This window comes from Bacillus sp. 3255 (assembly GCF_031456485.1).
In the GTDB taxonomy this organism is placed as follows: Bacteria; Bacillota; Bacilli; order Paenibacillales; family NBRC-103111; genus Paenibacillus_E.
In genome coordinates this window covers 251227-267528 of the sequence record NZ_JAVDUS010000003.1, presented here as the reverse complement: position 1 = coordinate 267528, position 16302 = coordinate 251227, and the positions used below count along the sequence as shown (strand labels likewise).

The 16302-nt window shown below is 45.8% G+C and carries 16 protein-coding genes; 3 read left to right on the top strand and 13 right to left on the bottom strand.

The genetic code is table 11. The annotated features are described in order from the left end of the window. Positions 1 to 98: 98 nt before the first annotated feature. The 5 genes from J2X61_RS06055 to J2X61_RS06035 all read right to left on the bottom strand — a co-directional run bounded on the left by J2X61_RS06055 (position 99) and on the right by J2X61_RS06035 (position 3712). Entirely contained in the window at positions 99 to 563 is a 465-nt protein-coding gene (locus tag J2X61_RS06055; protein ID WP_274469184.1) for a hypothetical protein, read from the bottom strand. Between the two features lie 99 nt (positions 564 to 662). After that, positions 663 to 821, bottom strand: a complete 159-nt coding sequence (locus J2X61_RS06050; RefSeq protein WP_274469182.1) for a hypothetical protein — start codon at positions 819 to 821, stop codon at positions 663 to 665. Between the two features lie 206 nt (positions 822 to 1027). Next, positions 1028 to 2458 (bottom strand): MFS transporter, encoded by a 1431-nt coding sequence (locus tag J2X61_RS06045; protein WP_310186599.1) that lies wholly within the window; start codon positions 2456 to 2458, stop codon positions 1028 to 1030. Between the two features lie 103 nt (positions 2459 to 2561). Beyond that, complete coding sequence (locus J2X61_RS06040; protein WP_274469180.1) at positions 2562 to 3149, bottom strand: TetR/AcrR family transcriptional regulator; 588 nt, start codon at positions 3147 to 3149, stop codon at positions 2562 to 2564. A 107-nt stretch (positions 3150 to 3256) separates the two neighbouring features. Continuing rightward, complete coding sequence (locus J2X61_RS06035) at positions 3257 to 3712, bottom strand: nuclear transport factor 2 family protein (protein WP_274469179.1); 456 nt, start codon at positions 3710 to 3712, stop codon at positions 3257 to 3259. Positions 3713 to 3976: 264 nt separating this feature from the next. Between J2X61_RS06035 and J2X61_RS06030 the strand changes: the two genes are divergently transcribed. Together J2X61_RS06030 and J2X61_RS06025 are read left to right on the top strand one after the other, a co-directional pair. Continuing rightward, positions 3977 to 4249 (top strand): MerR family transcriptional regulator, encoded by a 273-nt coding sequence (locus J2X61_RS06030; protein ID WP_310186598.1) that lies wholly within the window; start codon positions 3977 to 3979, stop codon positions 4247 to 4249. A gap of 15 nt (positions 4250 to 4264) precedes the next feature. Next, positions 4265 to 4429, top strand: a complete 165-nt coding sequence (locus J2X61_RS06025) for a hypothetical protein (RefSeq protein ID WP_310186597.1) — start codon at positions 4265 to 4267, stop codon at positions 4427 to 4429. A 170-nt stretch (positions 4430 to 4599) separates the two neighbouring features. Here the strand turns inward: J2X61_RS06025 and J2X61_RS06020 are convergent, their stop codons facing one another. Beyond that, positions 4600 to 5337 (bottom strand): TetR/AcrR family transcriptional regulator, encoded by a 738-nt coding sequence (locus tag J2X61_RS06020; protein ID WP_274469176.1) that lies wholly within the window; start codon positions 5335 to 5337, stop codon positions 4600 to 4602. 127 nt (positions 5338 to 5464) lie between these two features. On the opposite strand from J2X61_RS06020, the gene J2X61_RS06015 reads away from it, so the two are divergent. Further along, complete coding sequence (locus tag J2X61_RS06015; protein WP_310186596.1) at positions 5465 to 6910, top strand: serine hydrolase domain-containing protein; 1446 nt, start codon at positions 5465 to 5467, stop codon at positions 6908 to 6910. Between the two features lie 40 nt (positions 6911 to 6950). Here the strand turns inward: J2X61_RS06015 and J2X61_RS06010 are convergent, their stop codons facing one another. The 7 genes from J2X61_RS06010 to J2X61_RS05980 all read right to left on the bottom strand — a co-directional run bounded on the left by J2X61_RS06010 (position 6951) and on the right by J2X61_RS05980 (position 16160). Further along, entirely contained in the window at positions 6951 to 7745 is a 795-nt protein-coding gene (locus J2X61_RS06010) for an SDR family oxidoreductase (protein WP_310186765.1), read from the bottom strand. Positions 7746 to 7817: 72 nt separating this feature from the next. After that, positions 7818 to 9485 (bottom strand): type 2 periplasmic-binding domain-containing protein, encoded by a 1668-nt coding sequence (locus tag J2X61_RS06005; protein WP_310186595.1) that lies wholly within the window; start codon positions 9483 to 9485, stop codon positions 7818 to 7820. Between the two features lie 60 nt (positions 9486 to 9545). Next, entirely contained in the window at positions 9546 to 10442 is an 897-nt protein-coding gene (locus J2X61_RS06000; protein ID WP_310186594.1) for a carbohydrate ABC transporter permease, read from the bottom strand. Positions 10443 to 10476: 34 nt separating this feature from the next. Further along, complete coding sequence (locus J2X61_RS05995) at positions 10477 to 11430, bottom strand: ABC transporter permease (protein WP_310186593.1); 954 nt, start codon at positions 11428 to 11430, stop codon at positions 10477 to 10479. Between the two features lie 135 nt (positions 11431 to 11565). Next, positions 11566 to 12327 carry a response regulator transcription factor gene (locus J2X61_RS05990; RefSeq protein WP_274469171.1) on the bottom strand — a complete coding sequence of 254 codons (762 nt, stop codon included), beginning with the start codon at positions 12325 to 12327 and terminating at the stop codon, positions 11566 to 11568. Positions 12328 to 12339: 12 nt separating this feature from the next. Further along, positions 12340 to 13980, bottom strand: coding sequence for a sensor histidine kinase (locus tag J2X61_RS05985; protein WP_310186590.1), 1641 nt, complete (start codon positions 13978 to 13980; stop codon positions 12340 to 12342). A 1814-nt stretch (positions 13981 to 15794) separates the two neighbouring features. After that, positions 15795 to 16160, bottom strand: a complete 366-nt coding sequence (locus J2X61_RS05980) for a winged helix-turn-helix transcriptional regulator (RefSeq protein ID WP_274469167.1) — start codon at positions 16158 to 16160, stop codon at positions 15795 to 15797. Positions 16161 to 16302 lie beyond the last annotated feature (142 nt).

The window sequence follows — 16302 nt, the reverse complement described above, 5'->3', positions numbered from 1 at the left end:
AGTGTTCATCTTTGCCCAACTCTTATAGAATGTTACTTGAAAGAAAAGCGGGACTCAATCAGAGTTTCTCAAACCCATTCAAAAATTCTTTAGCCTTATCAGGGTTCCTCATACTTCGTCCACGTTTTGTATCCATCAATGTTTTTTTCTGAAGTGTCAGAAGCATCAAACGTTTTGAAATAACTCGCAGAATATTTTAAGGGAGGTTTTTTTTCTGAAGGACTATGAATAATAAGATTAATATTGTAAATCTCACTCTTCCATTTTACGGATTTTGCAATTTCATTTATGTTCTCAATCGTTGAGAATTCCTTAATGTTACCTAGTATGGAATTTACCGATTCTTCGGTAGGAACATCTCTCATCTCAATGTTTATAGTTAGATTGGGTCTAGTGAATGTGTATTTGATGTTTTTGATTGTTGGGATTTCTTTTTTTAACTGTTTCGATAAGGAAACGGTTGATGATGTGCTTACTGAATGTGTAACACTACAACCTAAGTTAATAAGTACGATTAGCAAAATGATCATTTTAACCCGACAACCATTCATTAAATTAATCAATAAACACCTCTTCTCACTAATTTCTAGTCGGCGATAGCGGGGATCAAACGTTTCTGCCCGTGGGACTTGGATCCAGAGAGCTATTCAGTATGAAATTATTTATCCTAACCTGTATTGTTTATTATTCATGATCTCATCAACCACCTGATGGATTGCATCTACATTATTTTGACTTGTATCCAAGAGATGTTTCCCGTTGAGCCAGTTAGCCTCTTCTGGAAAAGTAACATAATCAATTACATTCCAAATAAGTGTCAATATTTTCCAACTCCCGCTTGCCCCGATAAGATATAGACTGTTCGGATAACAATTCCTTCTTTCCATTCATTATATGGAATATTGTACCACATTCATAACGGTCACTGTATTAACCGATTCAATAGACAAAGGCAGCCGGTCGCCGGCTGCCTTTCTATTCATTAATTCCGCCCGGTAACCGTACCGAACTAGCCGCGGATAACCTGTTAATGAGAGGACGTTACTTGAATGTCATCCACATTTGAAGGCTTCTGCAGCTTTAGAGTAAAGAAGGCAACCAGAATACCAAGCAAGGTAATCACGGCGGAGATTATGAACGCGATATGGATGGCATGATTCAGATCCGCTTGCGGCATATGCTCAAGGGTCGATCCCATACCAAGGCTGGCCGAGATGATAGCCATAATAACCGCCAGTCCAATGGCCCCTCCGATTTGCTGACCGGTCGAGATCAATGCAGAGGCAACGCCTTGCTCCTTCGGATTAATACCTGAGCTTCCCGCGATAAACATGGTCGTGAAGACCAGTGCCTGACCGATACCGATGATCACGGTTCCTGGTATGATCCCTAGAGCCGATCCGTTCTCGGACAAGCCTGTCAGCATCAGGAATCCTACGAACCCAAGTCCCATCCCCGTTACGATAGTACCTGCCACACCGACCTTGGTAAGCATTTTATTGATCAGCTTGGCACCAACGAAAGCACTCAGTGTCAGCGGCAGGAAGCTAAGCCCCGATTGTATAGCTGAATAATGCAGTATGCCTTGCGTATACAGTGTCAAAAAATAGTACAGCGAGCCGAACGAAGCCGAGAACAGGAATGCCGTAAGTGCGGCTCCTGTCAAATTGCGGTTACGGAACATGCGGAAGGAAATCAGCGGCTCCTGCGTTCGTTTCTCAATTGCTGCGAAAGTTAACAGCAGCACTAAACCGAGCAAGACAAACGGAAGTGTTGAGGCGCTATACCAGCCTTCTACCGGAGCTTGAATCAAATAGTAGACAACAAGCAGCAGTCCGACTGTTACCGAAAATGTTCCAGCAGCATCATAATGTTGGCTGCTAGTCGATACCTTGCTTTCCTTCAGCACGAAAGGTGCTAGAATAACGACGCCGAGCGCGATTGGCACATTCACCAGGAAGGTAGCTTCCCATCCAACATAGCTAGTGAGCACTCCACCAAGGAGTAGACCGAGCGACATGCCGACACCCCCCATGGAAGCCCATATGCCCATTGCCCGGTTACGCTCTGAACCCTCATTGAAATTCGACATGATGAGCGACAGAGTTGCTGGCGATAACAGTGCACCGCCTAAACCTTGAAGTCCCCTGGCAGCAATTAACATCAGTTGCGATTCGGCCAGTCCCCCAAGCAGCGATCCTAGTCCGAAAAGCCCCATCGCGATTATAAACATGCGCCTTCTCCCCAACAGGTCGGATAATCTCCCGCCTAGAAGCAGTAAGCCTCCGAAAGCGAGTGAATAAGCACTCACAACCCACTGCAGATGATTAGCCGAGAAACCAAGCGCATTACCTAAAGACGGCATAGCTACAAAAATGATTGTATAATCAAGCGCCATGACCAGCTGTGAGATCGCCAGGATAAATAACGCTAAGCCTTTGAAATTCGATCCGTTCATCTTTCATTCTCCTTCGCATGCAGACAAGTTAGTCTGTATTCTCTTGTATTTTTGACCAAACGGTCTATTTTGAGTAAAAAGGAATGAAGCTCCTTGTAAAGCTTCATTCTTGGTCCAGCACAGACAACGTAACTGCTGTAATCTGTTCGATAACGAGTGGGTCATCCGTCAATTTGGCTGCTTGCGTCAACCCATATCGCGCATGGTACAAATAACGTGCCAGTGCCAGCATATCCCGGTTCGCGCTGAATTCGCCCAGCTTCTGGCCGCGTACCAACGCATCATACAGTGCTTGTTCCAACCGGATTTTATCCTGCTCGAACAACTCCGCGATCTCCGGATCATGAGGAACTTGATCAATCGCACTGTAGAGAATAAAGCACTCCTTCCGGCGTTGCTCGTCTCGCAACGTATCCCCGATTACATGGAAGATATCGGTAATGGCTTTTTTTACAGGCGTAGTCTCCGCCAAATAGGCGACAACCGCGGAAGACTTCTCGTTCACATAGTGTTTGACAGCTTTCAAAAAAAGATCTCGTTTCGTGCCAAACGTATCATACAAGCTTTGACGGGCGATGCCCAAGCCTTCGAGTAGCAGCGGCAAGGAGGTGCCTTCATAGCCATAATGACCGAAGACCTCCATCGCTTTGTGCAGTACAAGATTTGTATCGAATTCCTTGCTTCTAGCCATAGGGATCTCCCCCTTTCTCCCCATCCATGCTACCCCTAATGGAACGTTCAGTCAAGAAAAGGAATGTAACGGTCATAAAGGCAGTTATGCTAACTGTATGCTCCAAGTTACTCAGAAAAACGTACTGCATCATTTACACTGCCGACCGATTCAATCGCAACAAGAGGGTTCCAGAAGTCACGGTAGCGCGTGATTAAACCGTCTTTCGTTTCCACAACACTAATGTACGTCTGGTTATATGGGTTACCCGTTTCCCGATGCTTGCCGGCCGACTTGAATTCTGCAATTACCAGCTCCGGGTCCACCGTCAGATGGAATTCAAGGTCAGTGAACACCACTTCGAAATGTTTTGGGAAATTCTGCATGTAATCATATAGTTCGACCTTGCCTACCTTCTTGTCCGGGAACCCCGCCGGTCCGTATGGGAATTCAAGCACGCCGTTCTCTTCCCACAGTTCTACCCATGCCTTAATATCTCCACCGGACAGATGCTTCAAGTGATTTCGGAATGTTTGATGTGCTCTTTCGCGTACCACTTCTTGTATTAATGTTTGATTTTGCATGTTCTTTTCCTCCATTTGATTCATTATTTTGACTAATCAGTCCGAAAAATCCAAAAATAAATCTATTCTCTGCGTCTCCTTAACACCTCTTTTTCCTCTCATTCATTCTAGACTGTTCGATCTGAAATCATACTATCATTTCCAGATCGATCAGTCAATAATTTTTTTTATTTAATTGCCTCCCTCCCCCACGCAATTCGAAAGCAATACACTTTCTTTTATATCCCACCTATCGGATTGAGAAGATTATATTGACTTTGTACCTTGGTACAGGGTTTATACTTGTATAGAAGGAGGACTAGAAATGAACTGGTTACTGTAAGCCAAGTAGCAAAAGCTTCAAATGTTCATATTGAAACAGTCAGATATTACGAAAGACGTGGACTTCTCATTAATCCGCCTCGATCCGAATCCGGTTACAGGATGTATTCTAACGAAGCAGTTGAAGACATTCGGTTTATTAAACGTGCACAGGATTTAGGATTTACCCTAGATGAAATTAAAACTCTTTTACATGTTCACAAGAACGAAGATTAATTTCCTATTGAGGAAATGCGCCAATTTGCCGCGGTAAAAATTCAAGAAATTGAAGAAAAAATCAATCAACTAAGTTATTTCAAATCTTTATTAGAGTTTGCTATTAGGAAAGAACCGGGTCTCTCACTTCCAAAGGAACAATGCCCTATTATCAAAAAATTATCTGAAGGAGGAAGTTAACTATGCCTAAGGTCGAAATTTTTATAGCCAAAACCTGCGGCATTCAAGCTGTTCCAGCTGTCGCGATAAACGGAAAGTTAATTTCGCTAGACTTATTGAAAAAATCGACGACCTCGGACTCTAACATCCATTCATCTCAAAATTGATACACAAAAAACCGTCAGGAGGAATCACTCCAGACGGTTTAAATTAGCTGCATGATTTGATCGTAATGAGACCGCCATTGCCTCCACTCCAGCCAGTATAAGGTCTGCACCGAACTTAAAGTGACGATCCTTATCGACGCAAGCAGCAATATTCGGGGCTGCTTCTACAAGCCAAGGATATTCTTGCTGCGGAAGTCCGCCATAGAATTCCAATAATTTAGCTCCCCACACTTGGCGTTCTTCTTCAGACCCTTGAAAGTAACTATCGCCCGTTAGAATCAACGATACGACTTGACTTAGCAGGTATTCAAAAGTTAAGAATGCTTCTTGAGGCCCGAATCCAGCATTGCGAAGGATGCCAAGCGAAGTCTCGAAGATTTTGAGCCTATTTATCGAAGGCACGGACCGTCTGGATAGCAAGAATTTGCCAGAGGGATGCGTAAGCAGCACTCGACGTAAGGCATAAAGTAACCCTCTAACCTGTTCCCGCCAATCCGTTTCCTTTACTGCCGAGGTATCGAAAGAAGTTAACAATTGTTCGGTCATAGCATCTAGAAGATCATCTTTGTTGTGAACATACCGATATATGGCCATGGGGGTTACGCCTAAATCGTGGGATAAACGCCGAAAACTTACCGCATCGATTCCTTCCGTATCAGCAACATGTAATGCCAGTCCTACGATGGCCTCTCGACTAAGGCGAACAGGGTCTTTCCGTTTATCAGTATCTTCAGGTATTTGATCATTGTTATTATTGAACACAGTTCAACGCTCCCGCAAGAAATAGTATAACCGTAGTATACAACAAGAAGGTTGACTAGTATACACCGTATACTTATAATGTCAGGTATACAGTGTATACCTGAGAGTGTGAGGAGTGAGCTCGTTATTGAATAGTCCATCTTCCAACCTTTTTAGAAGTAAAAACAAACGCAGATTTACTTTGCTTACGGTCGCATCAGTGATGGCACTATCCGCTTGCACAGGCTTTATCCTTTATCAACCATTAATGGTTGCTTCGGGATACGCCAGCAAGGAAATCTGCTCCGGGACCTTTGTCTCCAACCTTGATCCCCATCAAGTTTACTCCGACATGGTCAAGCCTGAAGGGGCAATTGGAATCATTAGTCGTTTGATTCACTTCACCGTTGACCGTGACAAGCATGAAGTTTCAACCACTATTGGGGGACTTTACAAAACCCAGGCCGTGTACAGCAAAGGCATTGGTTGCATGCTAGTTCATAAACCTGAAGATGCCAATCTAAGTACAACGCCTGCTTTTAATTCCCCAGTTGTCTCAACGAGTTCACAGGCCCCCGAGATTGCGGGAACTTCTGTGGTTGAGCCAACGAACGAACAACTTAGTGCAGCGCTCGACCGTGCTTTTGCAGAACGTGAGCAACCGCCCTATATACGCACTCAAGCGATTGTTGTGGTCAAAGACGGCAAGATCGTCGCCGAGCGGTATGCTACGGGCATAGGAGTGGATACTCCGTTATTGGGATTTTCCGTAACGAAATCAGTCACCAATGCACTTATTGGCATTCTGGTCCGCCAGGGAAAACTGAAAGTCGATCAAGCTGCACCGATTGCAACTTGGAATCATGAAAGAGATCCGCGCCAAACGATTACAATCGAAGAATTGTTACGGCAAACAAGCGGCCTCGCGCTTAAACAAACGAGTTCAGGCTTCGATCCCGCATCCAGAATGATCTTTCTCGAACGTGACATGGCGGGTTTTGTTGAGAGTGCAAAACAAGTTGCGACGCCTGGAAGTCAATGGGCTTACACTGACGGCAACTACATCCTTCTCTCGCGCATCATCAGAGACGTCGTTGGTGGTCGGGCCTCGGATGTAAGACAATTTTCACAGCGCGAACTGTTCGGACCGATTGGCATGGAACATGTAACACTTGAATTTGATGCGACCGGCACACCTAACGGTGCGATGTCTATGCTGGCATCCGCGCGTGATTGGGCTCGTTTTGGACTCTTGTACTTAAACGACGGCATGGCCGGTACTGAACGTATCCTTCCGGAAGGGTGGGTTCAATTCTCGTCTTCACAGACACTTGATACCGGCTATGGAGCAGGCTTTTGGATAAATGTTGCTGCGAATGGCAATGCACCGTATGGACTACCATGGGGAATGCCCCATGTACCGCATGATGCATTTTTCGCCATGGGCAATATGGGGCAGCATGTTGTAATCGTACCTTCACAGAACTTGGTCGTAGTGCGATTGGGCATGTCACATCATCCAGAAGGACTTATCGCCGGAGCCAACCGGCTCGTTGCCGAGGTGATCGCAGCGCTTAATGACGAGAATAGTTAATGAACCAGGTGAATCCGGTTCCGAATTAGTAGGAGTCTTTCTAAAGTAAGGTTTCTGCCCCGTCGATGTAAATCTCAGTGCCAGTAATATGACTGGACTGGTCGGAAGCAAGGAACATGACTAGATCAGCCACTTGCTCGGGCCGCCCTGGCCCGTGTTCAAGGGGTTCCGAACCTTCCGGATATTCGACCGGTATTCTGATTTTATCAGCCTCTTTAGTTCGCATTGTGTTCTCTCCGATATTTGTCTCAATTCGCCCCGGGCAAATGGCGTTGAGCCGGATCCGGTAACGGGTCAACTCCAGTGCGGCCATCTTGGTGAAGGCTACTTGCCCGGCTTTCGAGGAAGTATAGGCTGACATGCCGAAGCCAGAGAACTTACGGCTTCCATTAATCGAGCTCGTCACAATGATACAGCCTCCCTTCTCTTTCATATAAGGAACGGCGTACTTAACCGTTAAAAAAGTCCCCCTCAAGTTGACCCCCAACGTCTCGTCCCACGCCTCAGGCGTTAAGTCCTCGATCGGAGCGAGCGTGCCGTTGATTCCGGCATTGGCAAATACGATATCAATGCTGCCGAAGCGCTCTGATACGGCGCGAATGGCATGCTCCATTCTACCCGGATCGGAAACGTCAACGTCATAACACTCAACTTCCATGCCTATGCCGCGAATCTCTTCCTCGACGTCCTTAGTCCGCTCGTCCATTAGATCAAGCAGGCAGATGTTCGCTCCGGCGCGCGCAAGCTTCAACGCGGACGCCCGGCCGATTCCCGAGCCAGCTCCAGTCACCACCGCCGTTTTGCCGGCGAATGTTAGCCCCTTTTGGAGTGGAATGAAACAAGGGACAACCGCCTGCCGTGGCGATCTGTCCCTTGTTTGAACTAACGCTATTTATTTCATTTTTAGTTATTTCATTTTGTCGAGATTCGATTTCCAAATTTTTGTTTTTTCCGCCAGCACAGTCTCATAGCCGACCTTCGTGACATCCGCTTGCAGCTTTTTATAAACCGCTTCGAGCTCTTCGTCGGTTTTGGCAAACACCATTTTGGCATTAGCTTCGTACCATAATTGCTTGATTTGCTGCTCTTTGATCCCGATGTCAGACTTAGGGTCGAGCGACATGTTATTGAATTGATCGGCATTAAGCTTGGCAAAGGAACCGAAAAACTCGCTGGCGGCATTCCCCCAATTCACCGCGTTGGGATTTTGTGCATTTTTGAAATGTCCGATTTTATAGAACAACCAAGAGCCTTCCGGATTAAAAAGACCAAACTTTAAGTTTGCCTTTTCCTGTGGAGATATCGTTTTCGCTTTTTCGTTGTCAATCGGCGCCCCGTTCTCATCCACCTTGTCGTACAAAAGTCCCGGAGGACCGAAGGCATTGATACGCTGCCCGTCTTCCCCTGCCCACCAATCATAAAACTGGAATATTTGTTCCGGATTTTTGGCCTTTTTCGTGATCACATTCACATTCCAGCCCAGCGTTCCATACGTGTGCGGATTTACTGTTTTCGGATCAACGCCCTTGTTATATAGGAAAGGTATGAAATCATAGCCCGCATTAGGGTCCTTCGCTTGTAAAATGGCATTCGCGTTATTACCTTGACCTGTAATGTTTGAAAAACCGGTTACGGCAATCCGTCCCGTATTCAGCTTCTCTTGCACTTGTTCAAGCTTCTGCGTAAACATATCCTGCGTAACGAGTCCTTCTTTATAGAGCTTGTTCAAAAACTTATACGCATCCTTATAAGCAGAATCGTTAAAAATGGGTTCCAACGTACTGGTTTTCATGTTCGGGAAGGAGGGGACATCGCCAATGTTCCAAATCGTCCGGTTATCCCCGAAACCGGCATAAAGCAATTTATATAGCATGTTGATCCCACTTAGTGTCATGCCAGGTTCAAGGGGCACCACGTCCGGGTATTTCGCTTTAACTTGCTTCAAGTAATTGTACAAGTCGTCATACGTCTTCAACTCAGGCTTTCCGAGTTCTGCATATATCTTTCGATTCACGGTCCACCCGGTATTCGAATATTTATATTCATTCTGAGCGCTGTCAAACCAGTTCGGAATGACATAGATGTGGCCGTCTTCCGCCTTCAGCATATTGTAGGTCTGCGGATCCACCAGCTTCTGCAGGACAGGATATTTCTTGTAATAATCGTCAAGCGGGACTAACATGCCGTTTTTCTGCATCGTCGTATACTCCGATGAGCCTCGATCCAGCATAATGACATCCGGAAGATCGTTCGAAGCGACCATCGCTCCGAACTTCTGTTTGGCGTTACCGTTCGATCCGATTTCAATGAGATTCAGTTTTTTGTTCTCCTTCAGCCACTTCGTCGTTACGTCGTTGCCATAACCGATCGGCGATGCAAAATCATAGTTGGAGTAAAAGCTGTACGCAAGTGGCTGTTCCCCAAACTTCGCGACAGCTGCAGACGGGTTACTATCTGCCGCATCCGCAGAGGCGGCCGGTGCTTGAGCCGGTTCTTCCTTGCTGCATGCGGACAGTAGAAGACTTGAAGCGACAACCCCGGTAAGCAGTACGGCTAGCTTTCTTATCCCTATCATGGTTGATACCCCTTTCAGACCGTCATTGATATCATTTAAAGGCCATGCCTGTAAATGCGCTTATTCTTTGAGCGAACCGACCATAACGCCTTTCACGAAAAACTTTTGAACAAACGGATAAACCAGAATAATCGGCAGACTGACGACCATTAAAGCGGTCATTTGCAGCGATTTCGGTGTAATCGATCGGGTCACCATATCGCCAACGCTTCCGGATACGCCGCTAAGCTGGCTGATCATTTCCTGGGCGGAATTCGAATTGATCATGTTCATCAAGTAATTTTGAACCGGCAGCAGATTCGAATCGTTAATATAAATTCCGGATGCAAACCACTCGTTCCAGAAAAAGACGGCTTGCAAGAGCGACAAAGTGGCAATGACAGGACCCGATAGTCGTAGAACGATTCGAAAAAATAAACCATAATGACCGCAGCCGTCGAGCTTAGCCGATTCCTCCAGTTCCACCGGCAGCTCTTGGAAAAACGTGCGGAACACGATCATATTCCAAACGCTGATGGTCCAAGGGATGAACAACACCCCAAAATTATTGAAAAGACCGAGCTCGCGTAACCACAAATAGGTTGGAATCAAGCCGCCGGAAAAATACATCGTAAAGACGGCCATGATCATATAAAATTTGCGCCCCATCGTTTCTTTTCTGGATAGCCCGTAAGCCAGGAGCGCCGTGAAAAAGATTGAGGCAATCGTCCCGCAAATTGTCCGTAACGTTGAAATCCCTAAAGCTTTAAAAAAACGTGGATCGCTTAGAATCACGTGATAATTGTCCAGCGTCATGTCTCTCGGCCATAGGGTCAATCCGCCTAAGGAGGTATCCGTACCTGAATTCAGTGATACGACCAGTGCATTCCAGAAAGGGTATAGCGATAATAAAGAAAGTATAAATAACACGATGTATACGAATGTGTGGAGCAATCGATCTTCGAGAGTAAGCTTCATTTCTTTTCCTCCCATGCCGTGAATGCGATGTGCTTTACCAAAGCGACGAGCCTCCTGTTCTTCTGGCGAGTGAATTGGCGCCCCATAGGAGCAGCACATTGATAACCGCTTTAAACAGCCCCGCCGCAGTAGCGAACGAGTATCTCTGCTGGTTGACGCCGACATTGTAGACGTAGGTATCGATAACTTCAGAAACCTCGCGCAAAATGGTGTTTTTCCCGCCGTTCGTGATCGCCAAAATATCCTCAAACCCGGCATTCAACAAATTGCCGATATGCAGAATAAAAAAGATGATGATGACCGGAGCGATGCTTGGCAGTGTAACCAGATAAATTTGCTTGAATCTACTGGCTCCATCCATAGCAGCTGCTTCGTAAAGATGTGGATTCACACCGACGATGGCAGCCAAGTAAACGATGGAACTGAACCCGATTTCCTTCCACACGCCGGCTGAGATTAATATCGTGTAGAAGTACTGAGGAAGTGACAGCCAGTTAACCGGCTGATCAACGAGCTTCAGCTTCTGAAGCAGCAGATTTAGGCTCCCTCCGTCAACTGCAAGGATGGAGAATACAAGACCCGACACGATTACCCATGAGATGAAATGCGGAAGGTAGGTCAGGGTTTGCATGGTTTTCTTATAAACCGCATGCTTCACTTCATTTAGCATTAGGGCCAGAATAATCGGAGCTGGAAAGATGAAAATAAGCTTTAACAGCGCGATGACGATTGTATTTTTCATAATCATTAGGAAATCAGGGGATTGAAAAAATAGCTGAAACTGTTTAAACCCCACCCATGGACTGCCGGATACCCCTTGGAAGATGTCGTACTCTTTGAACGCTATGGATATTCCCCACATGGGAATATAGCTGAACAAGAAGATCAGCAGAATACCGGGCAAGATCATCGACTGAATTTGCCACTGGGCGGACAGTCTGCGCGACAGGGATTTCGACAAGGCCCTCTTCTCATTTGATTTTGCCATTTTTGCCGGTGCTATAGGATTCATGCCATTCACAACCTTTTCTTGATTGTTCTATCTTTAGCATATATGAATGACAACGCTTCCAATATGGGGCTGAGCAACGAAATATGATACATATTCAACGGTTTGAAGCTCTCAAACATGATTGGCTTTGCGGTATTCGCCCGGTGTCATATTGAAATGTTGCTTGAACTGCCGGTTAAAATATAAAATATTTTTATAGCCGATCCGATCCGCGATCTCATAAACCTTCCATCTTGGATCAAGCAGAAGCTCGCAGGCTTTCTGCATACGGACACGGACTAAGAAATCACTGAAATGTTCCCCTGTTTCTTCCTTAAACAACTGGCCCAAATAATTAGGAGAAAATCCGAAGTGGTCGGCTGTCATCTTAAGCGTAATTTTCGACTCAATCTGATCTTTTACATAAACGGTAATTAGATCAATGATTTTGCGGTTCTGTTTGGATGCCACCTGTTGCTCCCGCTCTTTCTCCTTATCGGCGGGAGGCAGCTGCGATTCCAGCGAATTCGCCAATTCAAGCAATGTTTCATGCAGTTCGTGATCATCCACCGGTTTCAGGAGGTAAGCGGCGGCGTTCAGCTTAATAGCCTGTTTGGCATAGCCAAAATCCTCATGACCGCTAATAAATACGATTTTTACATGCGGATGAAGCTCCTTCGCCTTCGTAGCCAGTTCAATCCCGCTCATAATGGGCATATGGATATCGGACAGCAGAATATCTATCGATTTTTCCCGCAAAACTTGTAGGGCTGCGAAACCGCTATTCACCGTCGCGGCAATTTCAAGTTTGTCATAGCGGTTGCGGATTCTTCGCGCAAGCCACTCCAAATCAACCGATTCGTCATCGACTAACATGATTTGATACGCCATCATAGGCTCTCCCTTCTAATAGTCTGCTACTTGATTGGGAAGACTGAGCTGGACTGTCGTTCCGATCCCGTGACGGCTGAAAATTTTCACTCCGTACTCCTCCCCATACTGCAGTTTAATCCGTTCGTTCACATTGCGGACACCATATCCGCCAGGTTCCTCTTTACGGTCGAAAGCCTGTTTCAGTTGATTCGCCGTCATTCCGACACCGTCGTCAATAATCTGAAGCACAATGCGGTTCCCTTCTCGCCTGCCGGTAATCCGGATATGGATCCGTTCCTCGAACCAGGCATGCTTGAAAACATTCTCTACAAAGGGCTGCACGAGCAGCTTAATCGTTAAGCAGCGCTGGATTTCGGGCTCAATATCATAAAATACGGTAAACCGATTGGCATACTTAATTGCTTGAATGTCCAAATAGCTTCGAACCTGATTGATCTCATTCTCAATTGTAATCATGATGTTCCCGTCATTGAGCGTCAGTCTGTAAAACTTGACAAGCCCCGATACCATCGCACTCAGCTTCTCGGTCTCGCCAATTTTCGCCAGGCTGTTGATAGACGATAACGTATTGTATAAGAAGTGCGGGTTGATTTGCGCTTGGAGTGCTTGAAGCTCCGCCTCTTTTTTTTCAATGCCTTGGACATACACCTTGCGGATCAATTCGTCAATATGTTGCGCCATTTGATTGAAAGCTTCGGAAATTTGGCCAAACTCATCGTTGCCTTTTACCGGAATACGTCTGGCAAAATTGCCGGACTGCATGGCGCGTGCAAACGAGACAATGCGAACCATTTTACGCCCAGAGTATCGGGCAACCAGAATAGCCATCCCCGCCATTACCATGAAGCTTAAAACACAGACAAACAACGTGATTGTTCGGATTTGACCGGCGTCTTGGTTCAAAACCGACATAGGAACTTTGACTTTAAGTGATAAATTTGTATCCGGTATTTGTTCGATCACGGTTAAATAACGGGTCTCATCCAGAGGTAATCCGCTCTCTTGATTAGTGAACAGTACCCGGCTTTCTCTCGTATCCTCCACTTCGATGATTGAGCCGCTGGTTAAGCCAGATGAAGTAAATGCCTGAAACAGCTCCTTCATCGGGACGGAAATCCGCAGAAAACCGATCTCCGTGTGGTAATCGGTAAATGATATCAGCTTCCGAAGCAAAGAAATGTTGCCCTGATTTTCATCAGTGCCTACTTGCCTCCACGTATTGTCCTCTCCATGAAGGACCAGCTCACCGTACCACTTTTCATTTTGCAGCCTGGACATCGAAAGAATCGCGATGCTTTTATCTTTAATTTCCGATGTTAAATCTCCATAGATCTCATTGATAAGGGGATTTTTAACGTAGACGATGATTCTTTGTTTTTGGGCAGTCATTCTGAGCGGTGTTTCCATGAGTGGCACAATGCTATGAATCATGACGTTATTCATCAGCGCAGCACCGCCGGTGACCTGCAAATCATGTTGATAAGCCGGACTACTGAATAGCGAATCCGATACAGCCTGTAAATCAGCCAGCTGGTAGTGGGTATTGTCACGGATTTGCCTTAAGGCCCAGCTCACATTGGATTGGACCAGTTCAGTTCTGGACATCACAGCCGTCCGGTAAGAGAAGTATCCGACGATGATATCAGTCAGCATAACTAGCAGCAGATATGGGATCATCATTTTATAAGAAAATGGGACATATTGTCCGTATCTGTATTTCAATTGAGGCCCCACCCGTCTGTACGTTGATTTCCCCTCAATAACGAAGAAGCCCCTTTGACCAGGGATCTGCCGAAGAACTTTAGCCATCGGATCATTTTGCCTAATCAAGGTGCTATATTAGCGTTTACAAGTAAACGTATAAATGCTAAACCGCTTTCTCTATGCTAGCATAAAAATAGAACGAAGACATTCGCCAAAAATATCGTTTCGATGGGCATTCCTACCAAAAGCTAAGATCGTTGGTGCGTAATCACGAACCCATCCGCCTTCCGTGATTTCAAAACTGTAATCAGCTGCTCCTGAAGGGAGGCTTGACATGTTACCTCGATAATATCCTCACTTTTACGGCTCGAAAAAACACCCGATGAATCGTGTCAATGATATGGGTTTGTGAATCCAGGTTTTCCAAAGGCAATGCTACGATATTCTGCGACGGCACGCCCAACTTCTCCATATCATGGATCGCCATCTCCACAAATGGTGAATGATCGAATGTGGCAAGTATATGGACGGTATTGTTATCGGTTTCGTCTCGGTGTCCCAAGTTTTCAGCCCTCACTCTCAGGAATCGTATTTGTTCAATATCGAATAAAGTATTGGATTCAGTTACCGATACATAAGCTTGATAAATTGCAAAGCCGTACATGGACGAACTGCCACAGCCTTATAGTAAATCACTATCCACCAAGCCAAAACAAATGTGCCAACAACTGTACTGCCGCCATATAATTGCCCTAAGCCAGGTGAGAAAACGGACCAGAGCATTCCCACCCAAGGATTTTCTTGTCAAGGGTGACAATGTCGAAAAAGCTAATATCTGATGGTGTGACAGGCGCATCTTCGATTTCAGACAGAAGATGATTTTTTTGATCTCAACTGCACAGCGGTAACTGTCCCAAATGCAGAATACATATACGGTCAAAGCTGCCGACCACCCTGATGTAACCCAAGGCGTGCGGGGATATACAGAATTGATCCCGAATACGGATATTTGCCCTTTGGAATAGCGAGGTTTTATGTTAGCTGACTGGAACCTCTGATGTGGCATAGCTTTGTTTCCCCCTGCATCTAGGTATTTTCATGAAATATATCCAAAGAATACCTCATTTATCCGGCAGTCTAGTTATGCTGCCTTTCGTTTTATACCTTCCCGCGGGCTGCCTGGACACTAGAATAACTGGAGTTTTTCCAGTTATTGCGGCGCGGCTAGTTGTGCAGCTTGTGCAGCTCAATGTTGTGCGTGCAGCTTGTGCAGCTCAATATACGGGCGCACCTCCTCACCAGCAAGTTAACGGAAATACGGTTCGTTATTTAGCCTCAAGAGGGAGCTTTGGTGGAGGATGCGGAAGTGTAAGACCTTATTTCGCGGTTGTTCCTTCAATTTCTGCGAAAAACCGCGTAATAACGAATCGTATTTCCTCTTCATTCGCAGAATAGGTGGTTCGTGGTGAAATAGCGTACTGTATTTCCTTTTCGCCGATGGATGTGCAACGTGGGAGCTTGTGTGGCGGAAATGGATGTAAAAAAAGAGCCAAGCCGTATAAACAGCTTAGCTCTTTCTTTACTGTGCCCGCCGCTTAAAGATAAAAGAATATCAAAAAAGGACAAGATCTTCCTGTCCTTAATTCTCACCCATTCTCCTCTATCTTGTTGAATATATGCTCCCTGTTAACAAACCTAAAAATGAACGATACTTGGTAAATTAGGGAGAAAAAATCGGGGTGCAATAAGGGTCAAGATATCACTCAATCGTTCTCCGATTCTGTCTTCGATTGGTTCATAAATTCGATATGCTTGAAGCCCCACCCGCACATATCGGTCAACACCGAGCTTAGCGTCATTCCATGATCGGATAACGAGTATTCGACCTTCGGCGGTATTTCTTGATAGACCCGGCGTACGATAAGTCCGTCCTGTTCCATCTCGCGCAGCTGGCCCGTAAGCATTCCTTGGGTAATGTGCGGGAGCAGACGGCGCAATTCCCCGAATCTTTTAGTCCCGTCATGCAGCAAAATAAACAGGATCAGCGGTTTCCACTTCCCCCCGATCGCGTGCAGCGTCGCTATAATTCCTTGTGTGCGTTGATTCGGTTCGCGTATACCGTCGTGCATGTTTCCCACCTCCACGTTACTGATAACGATTCTTCTAATGCCACTTTACCAGAGTATCCGGAAATCGAACAGTACGATCATTTACCGTACTTAGTACGGTTTTTCGTACTTTTTGACATATAAATCCCGCGGAAACTATAGT

Excerpts from the sequence above, each read along its gene's own strand:
- J2X61_RS06045 (WP_310186599.1), bottom strand. The coding sequence starts at position 2,458 with ATGAACGGATCGAATTTCAAAGGCTTAGCGTTATTTATCCTGGCGATC.
- J2X61_RS06040 (WP_274469180.1), bottom strand. The coding sequence starts at position 3,149 with ATGGCTAGAAGCAAGGAATTCGATACAAATCTTGTACTGCACAAAGCG.
- J2X61_RS06035 (WP_274469179.1), bottom strand. The coding sequence starts at position 3,712 with ATGCAAAATCAAACATTAATACAAGAAGTGGTACGCGAAAGAGCACAT.
- J2X61_RS06025 (WP_310186597.1), top strand. The coding sequence starts at position 4,265 with ATGCGCCAATTTGCCGCGGTAAAAATTCAAGAAATTGAAGAAAAAATC.
- J2X61_RS06005 (WP_310186595.1), bottom strand. The coding sequence starts at position 9,485 with ATGATAGGGATAAGAAAGCTAGCCGTACTGCTTACCGGGGTTGTCGCT.
- J2X61_RS06000 (WP_310186594.1), bottom strand. The coding sequence starts at position 10,442 with ATGAAGCTTACTCTCGAAGATCGATTGCTCCACACATTCGTATACATC.
- J2X61_RS05995 (WP_310186593.1), bottom strand. The coding sequence starts at position 11,430 with ATGGCAAAATCAAATGAGAAGAGGGCCTTGTCGAAATCCCTGTCGCGC.
- J2X61_RS05990 (WP_274469171.1), bottom strand. The coding sequence starts at position 12,327 with ATGATGGCGTATCAAATCATGTTAGTCGATGACGAATCGGTTGATTTG.
- J2X61_RS05985 (WP_310186590.1), bottom strand. The coding sequence starts at position 13,980 with ATGCTGACTGATATCATCGTCGGATACTTCTCTTACCGGACGGCTGTG.
- J2X61_RS05980 (WP_274469167.1), bottom strand. The coding sequence starts at position 16,160 with ATGCACGACGGTATACGCGAACCGAATCAACGCACACAAGGAATTATA.